Annotated in this window: 16 protein-coding genes and 1 tRNA gene; 8 read left to right on the top strand and 9 right to left on the bottom strand. The window is 59.6% G+C overall.

The genetic code is table 11. The features are described 5' to 3' along the window. Positions 1-89: 89 nt before the first annotated feature. Positions 90-1,154: a multiple monosaccharide ABC transporter substrate-binding protein gene (chvE, locus tag FHT97_RS08700; protein ID WP_016554829.1), complete on the bottom strand. Its 1,065-nt coding sequence runs from the start codon at positions 1,152-1,154 to the stop codon at positions 90-92. A 273-nt stretch (positions 1,155-1,427) separates the two neighbouring features. Between chvE and FHT97_RS08705 the strand changes: the two genes are divergently transcribed. Together FHT97_RS08705 and FHT97_RS08710 are read left to right on the top strand one after the other, a co-directional pair. Further along, a complete protein-coding gene (locus FHT97_RS08705) occupies positions 1,428-2,435 on the top strand; it encodes a LysR family transcriptional regulator (protein WP_183861348.1) in 1,008 nt (335 codons plus the stop codon). A gap of 54 nt (positions 2,436-2,489) precedes the next feature. Then, positions 2,490-2,963, top strand: coding sequence for a hypothetical protein (locus FHT97_RS08710; RefSeq protein WP_183861350.1), 474 nt, complete (start codon positions 2,490-2,492; stop codon positions 2,961-2,963). Here FHT97_RS08710 and FHT97_RS08715 read toward each other — a convergent pair whose 3' ends face one another. Next, entirely contained in the window at positions 2,964-3,227 is a 264-nt protein-coding gene (locus FHT97_RS08715; protein WP_183753983.1) for a hypothetical protein, read from the bottom strand. Positions 3,228-3,381: 154 nt separating this feature from the next. Between FHT97_RS08715 and iolG the strand changes: the two genes are divergently transcribed. Beyond that, on the top strand, positions 3,382-4,374 hold the full coding sequence (gene iolG, locus FHT97_RS08720; RefSeq protein WP_183753981.1) for an inositol 2-dehydrogenase: 993 nt from the start codon (positions 3,382-3,384) through the stop codon (positions 4,372-4,374). 92 nt (positions 4,375-4,466) lie between these two features. On the opposite strand, the gene FHT97_RS08725 is transcribed toward iolG, so the two are convergent. Beyond that, a complete protein-coding gene (locus tag FHT97_RS08725; protein WP_183861352.1) occupies positions 4,467-5,690 on the bottom strand; it encodes an ROK family transcriptional regulator in 1,224 nt (407 codons plus the stop codon). Between the two features lie 228 nt (positions 5,691-5,918). Between FHT97_RS08725 and xylF the strand changes: the two genes are divergently transcribed. The 4 genes from xylF (at position 5,919) to FHT97_RS08745 (ending at position 9,516) form a co-directional block, all read left to right on the top strand. Beyond that, positions 5,919-6,959: a D-xylose ABC transporter substrate-binding protein gene (xylF, locus tag FHT97_RS08730; protein WP_016554835.1), complete on the top strand. Its 1,041-nt coding sequence runs from the start codon at positions 5,919-5,921 to the stop codon at positions 6,957-6,959. A gap of 254 nt (positions 6,960-7,213) precedes the next feature. Next, the gene (locus tag FHT97_RS08735) at positions 7,214-8,524 is read left to right on the top strand and encodes a sugar ABC transporter permease (RefSeq protein WP_183861354.1); all 1,311 of its coding nucleotides are present in this window, start codon (positions 7,214-7,216) and stop codon (positions 8,522-8,524) included. Between the two features lie 14 nt (positions 8,525-8,538). Then, positions 8,539-9,321 (top strand): ATP-binding cassette domain-containing protein, encoded by a 783-nt coding sequence (locus tag FHT97_RS08740; RefSeq protein ID WP_183861356.1) that lies wholly within the window; start codon positions 8,539-8,541, stop codon positions 9,319-9,321. Positions 9,322-9,439: 118 nt separating this feature from the next. After that, positions 9,440-9,516 (top strand) — tRNA-Arg (locus FHT97_RS08745). Between the two features lie 164 nt (positions 9,517-9,680). Here the strand turns inward: FHT97_RS08745 and FHT97_RS08750 are convergent. Further along, positions 9,681-10,874 (bottom strand): succinylglutamate desuccinylase/aspartoacylase family protein, encoded by a 1,194-nt coding sequence (locus FHT97_RS08750; RefSeq protein ID WP_183861438.1) that lies wholly within the window; start codon positions 10,872-10,874, stop codon positions 9,681-9,683. 327 nt (positions 10,875-11,201) lie between these two features. Between FHT97_RS08750 and FHT97_RS08755 the strand changes: the two genes are divergently transcribed. Next, positions 11,202-11,495 (top strand): hypothetical protein, encoded by a 294-nt coding sequence (locus FHT97_RS08755; RefSeq protein ID WP_183753975.1) that lies wholly within the window; start codon positions 11,202-11,204, stop codon positions 11,493-11,495. A 57-nt stretch (positions 11,496-11,552) separates the two neighbouring features. Here the strand turns inward: FHT97_RS08755 and FHT97_RS08760 are convergent, their stop codons facing one another. The 5 genes from FHT97_RS08760 to FHT97_RS30775 all read right to left on the bottom strand — a co-directional run bounded on the left by FHT97_RS08760 (position 11,553) and on the right by FHT97_RS30775 (position 17,934). Then, complete coding sequence (locus tag FHT97_RS08760) at positions 11,553-12,872, bottom strand: glucoamylase family protein (protein WP_183861358.1); 1,320 nt, start codon at positions 12,870-12,872, stop codon at positions 11,553-11,555. Between the two features lie 158 nt (positions 12,873-13,030). Continuing rightward, complete coding sequence (locus FHT97_RS08765; RefSeq protein ID WP_183861360.1) at positions 13,031-15,478, bottom strand: phosphoketolase family protein; 2,448 nt, start codon at positions 15,476-15,478, stop codon at positions 13,031-13,033. A gap of 59 nt (positions 15,479-15,537) precedes the next feature. After that, a complete protein-coding gene (locus FHT97_RS08770) occupies positions 15,538-17,217 on the bottom strand; it encodes an ABC transporter ATP-binding protein/permease (protein WP_183861362.1) in 1,680 nt (559 codons plus the stop codon). A 31-nt stretch (positions 17,218-17,248) separates the two neighbouring features. Next, positions 17,249-17,497 (bottom strand): DUF982 domain-containing protein, encoded by a 249-nt coding sequence (locus FHT97_RS08775; protein ID WP_210296641.1) that lies wholly within the window; start codon positions 17,495-17,497, stop codon positions 17,249-17,251. A gap of 92 nt (positions 17,498-17,589) precedes the next feature. Further along, on the bottom strand, positions 17,590-17,934 hold the full coding sequence (locus tag FHT97_RS30775) for a hypothetical protein (RefSeq protein WP_246712581.1): 345 nt from the start codon (positions 17,932-17,934) through the stop codon (positions 17,590-17,592). Positions 17,935-18,010 lie beyond the last annotated feature (76 nt).

Below are 18,010 nucleotides of genomic sequence, written 5' to 3' on the forward strand. Positions count from 1 at the left end.
CAGCGCCAGCAGCCGAGAGGGGCGCGGCGATCATAAAATTGAAGACCGGAACCCGCAAGCAGCAGGTTCCGGCCAACGTGGTACAATTATTACTTCAGCTGGTCAGCCTTGTAGTAACCGCCTTCGACGAGGATCTTCTCGTAGTTGGTCTTGTCAACTGCGACCGGGGTCAGCAGGTAGGACGGAACGACCTTGACGCCGTTGTCGTAGGTCTTGGTGTCGTTGACTTCAGGCTCCTTGCCTTCCATCAGAGCGTTGACCATGCCGACGGTAACCTTTGCGAGGTCACGGGTGTCCTTGAAGATCGTGGAGTGCTGCTCGCCAGCGATGATCGACTTGACCGACGGAACTTCAGCGTCCTGGCCGGAAACGACCGGGAGCGGCTGATCGCCAGAGCCGTAGCCGACGCCCTTCAACGACGAGATGATGCCGATGGACAGACCGTCGTAAGGCGACAGAACTGCATTGACCTTCGCGTCGGTGTAGTTAGCCGAGAGCAGGTTGTCCATACGAGCCTGGGCCGTTGCCGGGTCCCAACGCAGCGTACCAACCTTGTCCATGCCGGTCTGGCCAGACTTTACGACGAGCTTGCCGCTGTCGATGTAAGGCTGCAGAACGGACATTGCGCCATCATAGAAGAAGAAGGCGTTGTTGTCGTCCGGCGAACCGCCGAAGAGTTCGATGTTGAACGGGCCCTTGCCATCCTTGAGGCCGAGGGCGTCAACGATAGAGGTTGCCTGCAGAACGCCGACCTTGAAGTTGTCGAACGTCGCGTAGTAGTCGACGTTGCCCGAGTCGCGGATCAGACGGTCATAAGCGATGACCTTGATGCCTGCGTCGTGAGCCTTCTGGAGAACGTCGGAAAGCGTCGTGCCGTCGATAGCGGCGATGACGAGAACCTTGACGCCCTTGGTGACCATGTTCTCAATCTGAGACAGCTGGTTCGGAATGTCGTCGTCAGCGTACTGCAGATCGGTGCTGTAGCCAGCGTCCTGGAGCTGCTTGACGATGTTGTTACCGTCATCGATCCAGCGAGCGGACGACTTCGTGGGCATTGCAATGCCGACAGTCCCCTTGTCGGCTGCCATAGCCGGCATTACGAACGAAGCGACGCCAAAGGCCGCCGCTGCCATCAACGAGATAATGGATTTCATATCTCTCTCTCCCTTAGTTAATAAACGCACGGACGAAAAATCGCCCGCCCCGAAACTGTGGCAGGTTCCGTCTTGGATAATACTTCAGATGGTGAGAAACGAAGTAGGTCTCCTCCACGCTCTCACACGTGTTGAGTGCCAACCAGCACACGGCGGCAAACTGGTATGGATTCCTATAACTGTCAAATAGAATAACTGGCAAAGTGCATAACAATTTTGGTATATCGTTAAAAAGTATTACTTTTGATGGAACACGGTTGGGAGGCCGCAACCATGACGATTATTTCGGACCCGCAGACGCATGCCCATGTGGACATTCACACGGATATTTTCGGTGATGACGCCCTTCTGAGATCGGGGCTTAAACTGAATCACCTGCGGATGATCGTCGCAATCGAAGATAGCGGTCAAATTTCAGCCGCGGCCGAAGCGCTGAACATTTCGCAGCCGGCCGCCTCGCGAATCCTGTCGGAAATGGAGTCGATCGTGAAGACGCCGCTCTATGAGCGCGTCGCGCGTGGTGTGGTTCTGACGACCTTCGGACAGGCGCTCGCACGGCGCGCGCGAAAGATCATGCTGGAACTGCGCGAAGCTGGCCGCGAAATTGCAGAATTGAAGACGGGCAAGGGCGGCGCGGTCTTCATCGGCGCGGTTACGGCGCCAGCCATGAGCCTTGTCGTGCCGGCGATCAAGCGTGTCAGAACGGCTCTCCCCGGCATCGAGGTGACTATCCAGGTCGAAACGAGCAACGTGCTGGCGCGGGAGCTGCTCGCCGCCCGGCACGACTTCATCATCAGCCGTATTCCTGACGACCTCAATCCGCGCTTGTTCCAGGTCCAAGAGATCGGCGTGGAGAAGGCCTGCCTGATCGTCCGGGGCGGTCATCCGCTGCTCAAGAAGAAGGTGGCGTCCCTCGATGACCTCCCGCGCTATGATTGGGTCTTCCAGCCTGCAGGTACTTTGCTGCGCCGGACGATCGAGGACCTGTTCCTGGCGCGCGGTGTGTCGCTGCCGGAAAATATCGTCAACACCTCGTCGCTGCTGCTTACCTGCGCGACAGTTTGCCAGACCGATGCAATCGCACCTATCGCGCTCGACGTGGCACAGTTCCTGGCGTCCCACAAATCAAAGGCTTCGGATGTCCGGGTGCTGCCGATCGACTTTGACATCAACGTCAGGCCGTACAGCCTGATCACAGTGAAGGAGCGCGCCCTGCCCCCGAGTGCACGGCTGCTTTATGATCTGGTGCTGGCCGAGAGCAAAAAAGTCGCCGCCGCGTGACAAGCTCGGCACCACCTTGCTCGGGTCTAATGCGCGCCTCCAAGGGAGGCAATCATGCTGTTTGGCCAATCCGTGTTCCAGTCCGTCCTCGACCGCCTGAAGGCGGAGGACGATGAGGCAGCCGAGCAGGATGCACCCACCGCCCGTGTGAGCGGTCTCAACACCGGTCTTGCCTTCGATGTCATGGAAGGGGTCTCGGCCCAGTCAAACAGGGCCGATCAGGCGTACGTGGAGACAATGGGATTTGCCCCGGAGACGGCGCCTGAGTCCTCACCGGTGCCCCCGACCTCGCCTGAGCCAGACCCTGTGATGCCAGATCACCTCACGCGCGTAGCGCCAGAGGATATCGCTGCAGAACTGGATATTTCCATGCGCGATACAGCCCAGGGCCTCAGCGAAAAGCGTCGTGCCTTTGCCAAGAAGAACCACCCCGATCGCGTTCATCCGCTATTCCGCGAGAACGCCACCAAGCGGATGACGACCGCGAATTTGCTGATCGACCAGGCGCTGCGGCGCCTCGGTCGCTGACTAGTCAGCGTCCTTCTTGTCTTCTCGATCTTCTTTTTCTTCCTCGTCATCGGAAGGTGCCGGCGTGACGCTCTCTGCCGCTTGCGGTTTGTAGCTCCAGAACAGCATATAGGCGGCATAGACGCCCGCACCGCCTGATAGAACCGCCCAGAACGGATCACCGGTGATGATCTCGACCAGTGCCCAGCCGAAGCAAACGGTCACGATCAGGACGCGAGCCCAGAGCGGGCGATAGGCCGGATGGTTCGGATCTATGAGCTGCATAATTGTCCCGCGCCGTATTTCGATCACATGTCTTTAGGATGGATTCTGAAAATGTGAAAGGGCGCCGGGCTTGACGCGGCAACCATTAAATGGAATGAAAATTCCACATGCATCACAATTCGGTTCATTTGTTCCGAATCCAAGGGAGGTTCTCATGACAGTCAGATTTGGTCTTCTCGGCGCCGGCCGCATCGGCAAGGTTCATGCGAAGGCCGTCAGCGGCGATGCCAATGCCAAACTCGTTGCTGTCGCCGACGCATTCCCGCAGGCGGCCGAAGCCATCGCCTCGGCGTATGGCTGCGAGGTCCGCACGATCGAGGCGATCGAAGCCGCCAAGGATATCGACGCCGTCGTCATCTGCACCCCGACCGATACTCACGCCGACCTGATCGAGCGTTTCGCCCGCGCCGGCAAGGCCATCTTCTGCGAAAAGCCGATCGATCTCGACGTTGCCCGCGTCAAGGCGTGCATCAAGGTCGTCGACGAGACCAAGGGCAAGCTGATGGTCGGTTTCAATCGCCGCTTCGACCCGCACTTCATGGCCGTTCGCAAGACGATCGACGACGGCCGAATCGGCGACGTTGAAATGGTCACGATCACCTCGCGCGATCCGGGCGCCCCACCGGTTGATTACATCAAGCGTTCGGGCGGCATCTTCCGCGACATGACGATCCACGATTTCGACATGGCCCGATTCCTGCTCGGCGAAGAGCCGGTTGCCGTCAGCGCCACCGCCGCTGTCCTTGTCGACAAGGCGATCGGCGAAGCCGGGGACTACGACAGCGTTTCGGTGATCCTGCAGACCAAGTCCGGCAAGCAGGCGATCATCTCCAACTCCCGCCGCGCCACGTATGGCTACGACCAGCGCATCGAAGTGCATGGCTCCAAAGGCATGGTATCCGCCGAAAATCAGCGCCCTGTTTCGATCGAAGTTGCCAACGGCGACGGCTACACCCGCCCGCCGCTGCATGACTTCTTTATGACCCGCTACACCGAAGCCTACGCCAACGAGATCGCTAGCTTCATCGCGGCGATCGAAAAGGGTGCGACGATCGCGCCGTCGGGTGCCGATGGTCTCGCTGCTCTGGCGCTGGCAGATGCTGCCGTGCAGTCCGTCAAGGAAGGCAAGCTCATCAAGATTGGCTGACGGCCCTCTCCCGACCGAAAGCCACCTGTGAAATGGCCGGGTCCCTGCCCGGCCATTTCTCGTTTTACGCCTATTTCGCCCTGGCCGCATGGCTAGTCGGCCCCCTGAATACCCGACAGAACCAACTCCTGATCGATCACCGACAATGCCCGGTCGAGATGCCCCTCGAAGACAAGGATCGATTCGTCAGGCGCAACGCGAATCTCGGGCATTCCTTCCATCCGCACGATATGCGCCTGGCCAAGTCCATCCTCGATGCCCTGACGCAACAGATCATAGTAACGCGTTCCTGGACCCGTGATTGCGATCGGCATGCGCTCCGTCAGGCTAAGCAGACGTGAAAGTCCGTTTCCGAGCGCGATGCCGGCCTGCCTGAACGCAAAGGCAGACATGCGATGCCCGTGGCGCGCTTGCGCTGCGATCTTGTCGAGCTCGGCGACAGGCACGAACTTCGCCGGAATGGTATCGAGCGGCACCTCGAAGGCCATACGCAGAATGGCGTAGAAGCCAGCATAGGCCTCGATGCATCCCCTGCTGCCGCAGCGACAGAGGCCACCATTCGCCATGTGTAGCATATGTCCGAAATTCGGCGCCGAGATTTCCCGCTCGCCCTGCCCCGTGCGCCGGACGATGCCAAGGCCGATGCTGTGTCCGAGCGACAATGCGGCAAGAGCACGAAAATCTGTCGGCCTCGTATTTTCCTCATGCGCACCGAGCGCCGCTGCAACAAGCTGCGTCTCATTGCCGAGAAGGATCCTGGCTTGCCAATCTGGCCGCAACGCTGATTCGAAGTCGATCTGATTGCTGCCGAAAATCGGCGACCAAACCAGCACCGGTTCTGTGGGATGCACGAGCCCCTTGCTACTAATCGATATCAGCAGCACTTTTTCCCGGGGAACCTTTGAGCGTGAAAGAATGCGCGCGAGCCCATCCCTAACGGAGGCGACAAACCGCTCGGCGCCTGCAGGATCATGCGACCTTTCCTCGCTGAATCGGTCGATGAGCTTGCCGGCGTAGTCGACCAACGAGTACTGCACGCCATCCGACGAAATGATCACAACGACAAGGTAGCCGCAGTCGCGTCGCTGCCGAAACATGACGCGCGGGCGCCCCCGTCCGCTCGCTGCCTGATGCTCGGATTTCTCGATGATCTGCGCCTTCTCCAGATCGGCAGTGATCGCCGAAACCGTGGCGGAGGACAGCTTCGTAGAGTCGGCGATTTCAGTGTGGGCGAGCGCTCCATGCCTTCGAAGCGCGGCGAGCACGAGGACGCTATTTCTCTGCCGGACCAACTCCGTGCTCGACTTGGTCAGCATATATGCCGGCCCTCTCCCCCTCGCATTCCGCCCTCGTTCACACTGTATCCCCGACAGGTTTTCCCTAACGAAAATTCCGTCGGTAGTGCAGTGTTGACAGTTGAAAAAATCTCTGACACTAAATTTCTCGACTGTCGAGAAAATAATTCGAAGCTTCTCGTCAGCGAACCGCGGCGGCCGGAGGAACCACTGGCTGGGGCTGGCCGCTATTCACTCGGGAGGATATTTATGAAGTCTGTTTTGAAGCTGATGGCCGGCGCGGCCATCCTGGTGTCGGTGCATACCGCCGCAATGGCTGCCGACCTCGTCGTCGGTGTTTCCTGGTCGAACTTCCAGGAAGAGCGTTGGAAGACCGACGAAGCCGCCATCAAGAAAGCCCTCGAAGCCAAGGGCGCGAAGTACATTTCTGCTGATGCACAGTCGTCTGCCGCAAAGCAGCTCACCGACGTTGAATCGCTGATATCGCAGGGCGCGAACGCACTCATCGTTCTCGCTCAGGATAGTGACGCGATCGGCCCTGCCATCGAAAAGGCTGCCGCTGAAGGCATTCCGGTCGTCGGCTACGACCGCCTGATCGAAAACCCTGCTGCCTTCTACATCACTTTCGACAACAAGGAAGTCGGCCGCCTGCAGGCTGAAGGCGTGTTCAAGGTCAAGCCTGAAGGCAACTACGTCTTCATCAAGGGCTCTTCGTCCGACCCGAACGCGGACTTCCTGTTCGCCGGCCAGATGGAAGTCCTGAAGGCCGCTGTTGACGCGGGCAAGATCAAGAACGTCGGCGAAGCCTACACCGACGGCTGGCTGCCGCAGAACGCTCAGCGCAACATGGAACAGTTCCTGACCGCCAACAACAACAAGGTCGACGCGGTTGTTGCTTCCAACGACGGCACCGCCGGCGGCGCAGTGGCTGCTCTCGACGCACAGGGCATGGCTGGCACCGTTCCGGTTTCCGGCCAGGACGCCGACAAGGCTGCTCTGAACCGCATTGCGCTCGGCACGCAGACGGTTTCCGTCTGGAAGGACAGCCGCGAACTCGGCAAGCGCGCTGCTGAAATCGCGCTCGACCTCGCTGGCGGCAAGACGATGGACAAGATCGAGGGCGTAACTTCCTTCGAAGGCGGTCCGAAGAAGGTGAAGATGCAGTCGATCTTCCTGAAGCCGGAAGCAATCACCAAAGACAACCTGAACGTCGTCATCGACGCCGGCTGGATCTCCAAGGCTGAAGCTTGCCAGGGCGTCAAGGCTGGCACCGTCAAGGCTTGCGACTAATCCTCGCCAGCTAAACCAACATGCCGGCGCCGCAGCGGTCACGCTGCGGCGCCGGACGCGGATGGAGCCGTCCACGAACGCTCCCCGCCTCGCAACGCACCGCGAACGCTTTGATTCCCTGCCGGAACAATGCCGCCCCTTGAGCGGCCGCTTCGGAAGTCTCTCGGTGGTCGATTAGAAGAACAGGGCACCTCGGCAAGGGCTTTCGGGCGCCCGCGCCAAAAAGCTCAAACAGTGGGGGAAACGGCAAACCCATGGCAAACATCACGCAATCCTCATCGGGCCATCCGCGCCCGGCGGAGGGTAACGCTTTCACGCGCTTCCTGCGCGCAACCGAGATCGACACGCGCCTGCTCGGCATGGTCGCGGCGCTGCTGGTCATCTGGATCGGCTTCCATCTCTACACCGGCGGGCTCTTCCTGACGCCGCGCAACCTCTGGAACCTCTCGGTCCAGACCACCGAGATCGCGGTTCTCGCGACCGGCATGGTGCTCGTCATCGTCACCCGCAACATCGACCTGTCGATCGGCTCGATGCTTGGCCTCGTCGCCATGATCATGGGCGTCGTCCAGGCGAAATTCCTGCCGCAATATCTCGGCTTCGACAATTCCTGGACCTGGCTGATCACGCTGGTCTGTGGCCTGATCGCCGGAACGCTGATCGGCCTCTTCCAGGGCGTCATCATCGCCTTCCTGGGCGTCCCCTCCTTCATCGTCACGCTCGGCGGCTTCCTCGCCTGGCGCGGTCTTGCCTGGTACGTCACATCGGGCCAGACGGTCGCTCCGCTCGATACCACATTCCGAATCATGGGCGGCGGTGCTGAAGGTGCCGTCGGCGCGACCTGGAGCTGGATCATCGGGCTTGTCGCCTGCGTGCTGATTATCGTCGGCATCATCGGCTCGCGCCACCAGCGCAAGCGCTTCAACTTCCCGCGCCGGCCGCTCTGGGCCGAATATTTCCTGGCCGTTCTAGGCTGTGTGCTGGTGCTCGGCGCCATCTGGGTCTCGACCATCTATTACTGGCCGGTGGCGATCGCCAAGAAATACGCCGAGGCCAACGGTATCGCCTGGCCGGAAGCCGGCCTGTTCATCTCCTACGGCATCGCTGTGCCGGTCCTGATCGCCGTCCTCGTCGGCATCGTCATGACCTTCATCGCCACCCGCCTGCGCTTCGGCCGCTATGTCTTCGCGATCGGCGGCAACCCTGAGGCAGCCGAGCTCGCCGGCATCAAGACCCGCTGGGTCGCGGTCCGCATCTTCGCGCTGATGGGCTTCCTGGCAGCTGTTGCCGCGGCGATCTCGACCGCTCGCCTCAATGCAGCCGCCAACTCGCAAGGCACGACCTACGAGCTCTACACCATCGCGGCGGCCGTCATCGGCGGCACGTCGCTTGCCGGCGGCACCGGCACGATCGCCGGCGCCATGCTTGGCGCGCTGGTCATGCAGTCGCTGCAGTCGGGCATGGGTCTCGCAAACGTCGATACCCCCATACAAAATGTCGTCGTGGGCGCCGTGCTGGTCGTTGCCGTCTGGCTCGACACCGTCTATCGCTCGCGGTCGAAGTAAGAGGAGTCCTAGATATGACTGATCAACGCACTCCCCTTGTGGAACTGAAGAACATCTCGATCTCCTTCGGCGGCATCCACGCCGTGGACAATGCCTCGGTCGATCTCTACCCCGGCGAAGTCGTCGCCCTTCTCGGCCACAACGGCGCGGGCAAGTCGACGCTCATCAAGATCCTCTCCGGCGCCTACAAGCGCGACAGCGGCGAGATCCTGATCAACGGCGAACCGGCCGACATCCGCAATCCGCGCGATGCCAAGAAGTACGGCATCGAGACGATCTACCAGACGCTTGCCGTCGCCGATAACGTCGACGCCGCCGCCAACCTCTATCTCGGCCGCGAAATCCGCACGAAATGGGGCACGCTCGACGACGTCGCCATGGAAGCCTCGACTCGCGAAGTGATGGGTCGTCTCAACCCCAACTTCCGCCGCTTCAAGGAGCCGGTGAAGGCACTCTCAGGCGGCCAACGGCAATCGGTGGCGATCGCCCGCGCGATCCTCTTCAATGCCCGCATCCTGATCATGGACGAGCCGACGGCTGCCCTTGGCCCACAGGAAACGGCGCAGGTTGGCGAGCTGATCAAGCAGCTGAAGAAGGAAGGCATCGGCATCTTCCTGATCAGCCACGACATCCACGACGTCTTCGACCTCGCCGACCGCGTCTCGGTGATGAAGAACGGCCAGGTCGTCGGCCATGCACGCACCGAGGACGTGACCAAGGACGAAGTCCTCGGCATGATCATCCTCGGCAAGGTCCCGCCAAAGGCCATCCCCGGCCCCGGCGCCATGCAGGTCTGACAACAATCGGCGCGCCGTTTGCAAGAACGGCGCACTTTTCAATTTTGGAGATTGATGCTGGCGAGAAGCTAGGCTAAGAACCACCCATCGGACAGGCGATTCAAACCGCCTCAGGCATGCACCCGTAGCTCAGCTGGATAGAGTGTTGGATTCCGATTCCAAAGGTCACAGGTTCGAATCCTGTCGGGTGCGCCAATCAGCCCTAAATCGCCAGTCTCCTCATCATTCCAGATCAAAGTCCACTCAGGCCACGTTTTTGAGCGGACACAACACTGCCGCTCTCGCCCCTTTAACCGCTGGACATCCGGCGGCAACGGCATGATCCGCTAAGGCATTGAAAGAATAGGCCTTACGGTGGTTTACTCGGGATAAGACTCAACGCCCTCCAGCGCCGCTTTGTGGAAGAGGATGAACACCAGCGGATTGCCCGGCTCGGACATGGCGTCGCTGCGCTGGCCCGTTACCTCTCCAGCTACGCCGCTTGTATACTCCGCGACCACTTCGCCGAAGCTGTTGCGCTGAATGGCGACCTTCTGTCCGGGTTCGACCTTGTCGTTGAGCTTGACCAAATGCTCGACGATACCGCCCTGGGTTGCCAGAATCGGGAACGCACTGTTGCCGATGAAGACATTCACGTCCTTGGCCGTCCGGCCCATAGGCCCACCAACGATGCCGTAATGCTTGAGAACATTCATCGTGCCCTCCACGAACAGCGAGATCATCTCGAGGTCCAGCACGCGAGCCGCGCCAATCTCCGGCGTGAAGGACGGGATGCCCACGTCCATGAATGCGTTGTGCAGAACACCGGGATAGACATGGTTGTCGAAGATCTGGCCGACGGGATAGAGCTCCAGCATTGCCTTGACCTCGGGCACATCCATGCCGCCAATATTGAATGCGGTGACTTCGAAACCGGTTGTTCCGGTGTGAAAGTCGATCGCGAAGTCGGCGTTCGGCCGCAGCAACCGGTTGAACAGCAGCCCCGCGTGTCGGCTGGGCGCCGTGGCGCCGTTCTCATTCCCGGGCCATTCCCGGTTCATATCGATCAAATCTATGCCTCTGCCCTGATTGGGCCATCTGCGCTGCATGCTTTCAATGGCCGGGCGCGCCACGTCGGTGACTGCCATCACTGTGCCCGACATCTGCGCGGGATCGAGCTGGTTCATCACCGTCTGGACAGTATGAATGTTACTCATTTCGTCGCCATGCACACCGCTGGTCAGAACGCCGCGCTTGCCGGGCTTTGCCCCCTTTGCGACCGTCACGGATACGTTCCAGTGCTGCCCCGTTGGCATCTGCGCCCCCTGAAAATACAAGAGGTGCTTTTGCCCCGGCTCCAAGTCATCGACGTCGAGCGCACTGACGACCTTTTTTCCATCGATAACATCGCCGGTATAGACAGTCCCCGACGCGGCACGGGCAGCAGGCGCCGCTGCCTCCTGGGCACTCGCGGTACGTGCGCTCACAGCTAGGGCAGCCGACGCGCCAACCGTGGCAATAGATGCGATTAGGAGATCACGGCGATCAATGCCTGTGTTCGATTTGTCCGACATGATGGGGGCCCTTTGTGATTTGAAAAATTGCAATAGAACAACGGCATGCACATCGGTCGCGAGAATCCCGCGCGATTTCAACTAGGGTACGCTGCTGCACTGGCAAGGTTGCACAATTTCCGCAAAACTCTGACGACCTCGCAAACCTGCGTGTCGCTCGACAATTCCGGAGGTAGTACACAAAGCCGGCCTCCCGACAGCCGCCAGAACGGCCTCTTTCCTGTCTCCGGCATAGGCGTTCTTTCGGCGCAACACCAAATATCGAGTCGACTGCGAGTTTGACTTCCGACATTGTAGTATTGCTGCAGTTCAAGCGGGATGCATGTCATGTCGTACTCGCAAACGTTCCCAGTCTATGCCTCCGTGCTCATGACGGGCATTGTCGCGCCGCTATTCGCATTGTCTGCGGCCGAAACGGCCGCGATAAAATCGTCTCGGGCCCCGTCGATATCGATCCTCGTGACGGCGAGCCTGGACCAGAGGGAGTTGTCGGCACCCGGCAGGTCAATTGACTGGTGGCTGCGGGACGATATCGTGCATACGTCGGAGGCCACGGACGCTGCAAAGAGCGTGTTCAACCGAAATTGGCTGAAGGACGATCAGCTCCGCGGCTCCCATTGAACTGATCCACTGACGATCCGTTCGAGATCGAACTGCAGAGTTCGCCGTGCGCCCCTCCTAGAGCCAGCCACCGTCGAAGCCCGCCCGGCGCAATCCGCGGACGATCGGCTCGCAATCGCGCATCAGCTTCCACAGGAAGCCGGTGCGGTAATTTTCGATCATCAGGGCCACCGGCCCCTGATCGATGCCGAAATGATAGGGGCTGATCCACCACCCTGTGGGACTGCTCGGGTCCTTGAAGCTCTGATTGAAGGATGGCTTGAATCCGTAAAGCCGCCTCATCCCCAGCTGCATGCCCTTGAAATTGCGAACGGTTGGAATGACGATCTCGGGTGCGAAAGGCAGAGACGCCACGACGACCCAGGGGGCTACCGTCCCGTCATCAGGCCCGAACGGTGCGCCGCGCGCTATGTAATCGAAGAACTCCCGGCGATATCCGCCAGTTTCCAGCGTTCGCCAGCCGGGACCATCACAGGCGGTAAAGCCCCAGCAGTGCTCGCCATAGCCCTCGAATTGCATCGGATTTCGGATCGCATATTCCTGCTGCACAAAGGTAGCCTGGCGGCTGTTCTGGAAATAGTCACTGCCGTGCTCGCGCATGAATTCGTCGCGGATGTCGCGGAAATCGATCCACATTTGTGAAAGCTGATGCGTAAAGAGTGGGCCCGAATAGAGCAGTTCACGCCCGAAGATGTTCCGCCACTCGTAGCTCTCCGTGTAGGCCGCGTAGCTTTCCGGGGGCAGCGGGTGCGTCGGTGACCCGAGCCCCAGTATGTAGAGAAGCAGCCCCTCGTCGTAGCCACGCCAGCGATAGGGAATGAAGCCGTTTTCCGGTCGCCAGCCATGGGTCAGCGTCGGGCCATGGTCACGCGCCCAGTTCCAGTCCGCCCGCTCGTAGAGCGCCGCCGCAAGCTCCCTGATCTTCGCCTCGTCAGCCGTGTCCCGATCGAAATAGGTTGCGGCCGTTAGCGCACCGGCGAACAGAAACGCCGAGTCGATGGTCGACAATTCGCACTGCCAGACCCGCCGCCCCGTCTCGATGTCAAGGAAATGATAGAAGAAGCCCTTGTAGCCCGACGCATCCGGTTCAGGGCCTTGATGGCATCGCATCAAGAAATGCAGCCGTCGTCGGGCGATCTTGGCGGCAAACTCGCGGATGATGATGTCGCACTCCACCAGGACCGGAATGGTAGCAAGCGCCATGCCAATGGCGGCAATACTTGCTGGTGCGCCGTCTTGGGTCTTGTCGCGCACCAACCCGTTGTCCGGGTTGGTGCAATGCAGGTAGTAGAGCAACGTCGTGAACTGCAATCGCTCGAAGTCCTCGTCGCTCGGAGGGGCATCCGGATTTGGCGCGGTCAAAGGCACCTCGACCATGGCTTCACCTATTAAAAAGCTTCGCGCTCCATTTTCTGGCAGTGCCGCATGCTGCCAAATCCAAGTCACTGCCTGAGCGTCGCCCGCAGTGACCTGGATATCTTGGGCTTATCGCAGCCTGCCCGTCCGAGCTCCCCCAGATATGCAGGCTGGACGGCTCATGTATTGTCGCCTTCCGTCGACGTCCTTCGCGCTCCGGCGGACTGGCCCCGCACACCCCATTTCCAGCCGCTGATTTCGGGCATGTCATCGCCATGCTTCTGGATGTATTGCCGGTGTTCGATCAGCTTTTCGCGGATTGCCTGCTTGAAGTAGGCGGCACTGGCGCCAAGCTGCGGCAGTCGATCGATGACGTCCTCAACCAGATGGAAGCGGTCGAGCTCGTTCAGGACAACCATGTCGAAGGGCGTCGTGGTGGTCCCCTCCTCCTTGTACCCCCGCACATGCAGATTGTCGTGGTTGGTGCGCCGGTAGGTCAGGCGATGAATCAGCCAGGGATATCCATGGAACGCGAAGATGACCGGCTTGTCCTTGGTGAAGAACGCATCGAAATCACGATCGGACAGGCCATGCGGATGCTCGCTCGACGGCTGCAGCTTCATGAGATTGACGACATTGATGACGCGGACCTTCAGATCCGGCAAATGCTCCCGGAGCAACTGCACCGCGGCCAGCGTTTCCAGCGTCGGAACGTCGCCGCAGCATGCCATGACGACATCGGGCTCGCTGCCCTTGTCGGAACTGGCCCATTCCCAGATACCAAGCCCTTCCGCGCAATGCTTGATCGCCTCATCCATCGTCAGCCACTGCGGTGAAGGCTGCTTGCCGGCAACGACGACATTCACGTAGTTGCGGCTGCGCAGGCAGTGGTCGGTGACGGAAAGCAGCGTGTTGGCGTCCGGCGGCAGATAAACGCGGATCACTTCGGCTTTCTTGTTGACCACATGGTCGATGAAACCCGGGTCCTGGTGGCTGAAGCCATTGTGATCCTGGCGCCAGACATGCGAGCTCAGGAAGTAGTTGAGCGACGCGATCGGCCGCCGCCACGGAATCTCGTTGCAGACCTTCAACCACTTGGCGTGCTGGTTGAACATCGAGTCGATGATGTGGATGAACGCTTCGTAGCAGGAGAAGAAGCCGTGCCGCCCCGTCAGCAGGTAGCCTTCCAGCCAGCCCTGGCACTGATGCTCGCTTAACACTTCCATGACGCGCCCGTCGGGCGACAGGTGATCGTCCTCGGGGTAGATCTCCGCCATGTAGCAGCGGTCCGTAACCTCGAGCACATCCTGCCAGCGGTTGGAGTTGTTCTCGTCGGGGCTGAATAGCCGGAAGTTCTTGCTGTTCAGGTTCAGCTTCATGACATCGCGCAGGAATTTACCCATGACCCGTGCGGATTCGGTCGTTGTCGCGCCGGGGCTCGGCACCGAGACGGCGTAGTCGCGGAAATCGGGCATCTTCAGATCACGCAACAGCAGCCCGCCGTTTGCGTGCAGGTTGTCGCTCATCCGGCGATGCCCCTCGGGCGCCAACGCAGCGAATTCTGCCTGCAGCTTGCCCTCCTCGTCGAAGAGTTCCTCGGGCTTGTAGGTCTTCATCCAGTGCTGCAGGATCTTGATATGCTCGGGCTTGTCCATTTCGCCCATCGGGACCTGGTGGGCTCGCCAGTAACCCTCGCACTTCTTGCCATCGATTTCGCTTGGGCAGGTCCAGCCTTTCGGCGTCCGGAAAACGATCATCGGCCACGCCGGCCGCTTCAGATTACCCTTCTCGCGCGCCTCTGCCCATATCCGCTTGATCTCGGCAACGGCTGTATCCATGGCGGCGGCCAATTGCTGCTGCACCTTGTCGGGCTCATGTCCCTCGACGAACAGCGGGGCATAGCCCATCCCTTCGAAGAACTTCCTCAGTTCGGGCTCGGGAATGCGCGCCAGGAAGCACGGGTTGGCGATCTTGTAGCCGTTGAGGTGCAGAATCGGCAGCACACATCCGTCGCGGGCCGGATTGAGAAACTTGTTGCCGTGCCATCCCGTGGCGAGCGGACCAGTTTCCGCCTCGCCATCACCGACGACGCAGGCGACAATCAGGTCGGGATTGTCGAAGGCCGCGCCGTAGGCGTGGCTCAGAGCGTAGCCCAGTTCGCCGCCCTCATGGATGCTTCCGGGCGTTTCGGGAGCGACGTGGCTCGGAATTCCACCGGGAAAGCTGAACTGCTTGAACAGGTGCTGCATTCCCTCGGCATCCTGGCCAATATTCGGATAAACCTTGCTGTAGGTCCCCTCCAGATAGGCATGCGCGACGAGCGCCGGCCCGCCATGACCGGGACCGATGATATAAATCATGTTGAGGTCGTCGCGCTTAATGACGCGGTTCAAATGCACGTAGAGCATGTTCAAGCCCGGCGTCGTTCCCCAGTGGCCAAGCAGCCTTGGCTTGATGTGCTCACGCTTGAGCGGCTCCTTCAGGAGAGGGTTGTCGAGCAGATAAATCTGTCCGACCGAAAGATAGTTCGATGCGCGCCAGTACGCGTCCATCAAGCGCAGTTCGTCGGCTCCCAGCGGAGTGGCTTTTGCCTGATAATCGTCGGTTGAAAGAGCGGCATTCGTCATCGTCAGCCTCCTATCGACTTTCTTGTCGTCTCGGTTTCGTGCCGCCACCGTTTGAACGGCTATGCGGGTTTCCTCCACTGCCATGCGCCATTATCGCCGAGGTCCAAAATGGCATCATAGGCCGATATGCTGGCAGCGCTCCCGATGTGAACGCAGGCAATGCCGTCATCCGCGAAGCGCGTGGTGATCCGGGAAAGCATATCCCAGCCCACCACAACCTCTGTCCTCTCAAGCAGGACGACACGCGGTTTCGCTGCGCATACGCTCGCCAGCATCAATAGGTGCTGCTCCCTTTGCGTCAGAAACGTGTGCCATTCCACTTCTTGTTGAAATCCCTCTGCCCTAGAAATGCGCTCGAGTCCGAATTCGGCAAGTAGCATCGAAATTCGTTCGTTCGGAATTTCTTCGCTCGCCGTCGGCGGAACAATCACTTGTCGAAGCGAACTCGGGGGAAGATAGGACTGCTGCGGAAGGAACCGTATTGCATCACCCCCGGGCCGTAGAATTCCGCCGGAACCTGAGTAGGTAACGCCCGCGGTTGCCCTGAAAAGCGCACTACCTTGTTCCTCGCGTAAGCAGGTTACGAGGACACGGGCCCGAGGCGGAATGGTAACCGTCAGCTCATTTAACAATGGCGAACCGTCCGGCTCCGGTCGTATCGTGAGCTTCTCGTAGGATAGTCCCTCCCCGGTTTGATCGATCCGAATTTCGGATCCGACCTGCCGCCGCGAGTTCTCTATTGCTTCCGAGAGCGTGCTCAAACGAGCCACGACGGCAGCAAAATTTGAAATCGACGTGAATTGATTGATGATCAGCGAGAATGCACCGACCAACATTGCGAAGGCAGCCGCCGATTGTGTAATCACGCCAAACTCAATGTCCCCCCGGAAGAACGCCGGCGCGACGATGAGAGCGGGGATTATTTGGATCAACCAATTGTAGCCGGTCGTGGAGAAGCCGACATTGCGGTTCACTGAGGTTATGACGCGGAAGTTCGCAATCAGATCATCAAGACGGCTCGCGAGGAAGGATTTCAGCTGCGGCCCATTGCCGGCGAGCATGATCTGCTCCGCATTTTCTCTGACTTGAAGAAGGCCGGCGCGAAAACTCGCTTCCTTATCGAGCTGGTCGTAGTTCAACTTGATGAGCCGCCGCCCCAGCCTGATCGTAAGAAAGGAGCCACCGGCGGCATAAAAGACGGCAACGGCGAAGAGCACGGGATTGATGGAGAGAAGCACGCCGGAAAACGAAACGATCGTCAGACCGCTATTGAGGATCATCAGCAAGAAAGACAGGGTCGTGACGGTAAATGCGCGAATATCTTCCGAGATGCGCTGGTCGGGATGCGAAAGCTTGCCCGAAACATCGAGGCGATAGAACGCTCCGTCGGTAAGGTATAGATTGACGACCCGGCGTGTGAGGAACCCTCTCCAAAGCAACGCGAGGCGCTCCTCGGTAAAGCGCGCAAACACCGATACAGCAGTGGAGCCGGCAAACACGAGGACGTAGAAGACGGCTTGGCGAGCGAAGTCGCTAACCTGACGGTCGGCGATTGCCGTCATGAAATTTCGGCCGACAAAACTGTTGAGCACGTTGAGCCCGTTGATCGCGAAGAACAATACCACAAGGCCTGCCATCAGCAGTTTTGCGACGCCACCAACCTCTGAAGAAATGAAAATCCTCACTGAGCGCAGAAAGCGGCCCGCCGTTACCCTAAAGGGAGTTCGCAGCTCTTCCATGCTTCTCCTCTTTGCGTCACGCCAGCCCCACCTACAGATGAAGCCCCGCCTCCCGGACAGCCTCCTCGAAGGCAATCCGTGCGAGATAGCTTGGAGCCCAACTCCGCACGACATCCTGGCAGCTTTCCACCGCCAACGCGAAAGCCGGCCCAGGTCGAGGCCAATTGCTCTTTAGCTTCCTCAACGCCTCCTCGGCCGTGCCGATGAACTCAAGGGCACCGTTCTTGCCCGTGCGCGCGAGCACACAGACGTTCCAAGGGCCAGGACATACGTCGTCCATGAATTCCCCCGTTCAATTGACGGAACCCATCGGCCTCCAGCCGGTTCACCGATCCGTTAAACACATGGCCCAGAAATCTCGACGTCGAGGGGCTAAGATTTGAGGTCGTGTGCCTGCCCTGACGCTCGCAGTTCCTCGAGGGTCTTACCTCCGCAGGTTCCTCCCTCCAATCCGCCAATGGCCTTTGCTTTGCCGTCCAGCGTAATCGTACCCGCAATCCGGTCCGAAGCTGTGTAAGTGGCGGTACCGTCCTTCGTTACCCTAGACAAATAGAAGGCATGGTAAGTGCCCTTCACTTCACAGCCGATAACCACCGGAAAATCGGCAAAGGGGTCTTTTGCGTACGCGGCTCGGTTGGGCAAAAACGAGGCCCAACAAGAGACGGCAATCAATAATTTTAAAAACGAAGTAGTTGCCCCAGGCGGCAGATACACCATTGATCGAACCTCAGCTCCGAGAAAACGGGAAATCGCAAGGTATTTCGATGCGTGCTTTCAGGTGGTGTCAGCTGCA

Origin of the sequence: Rhizobium sp. BK399, assembly GCF_014194695.1 — a bacterium.
In the GTDB taxonomy this organism is placed as follows: domain Bacteria; phylum Pseudomonadota; class Alphaproteobacteria; order Rhizobiales; family Rhizobiaceae; genus Rhizobium.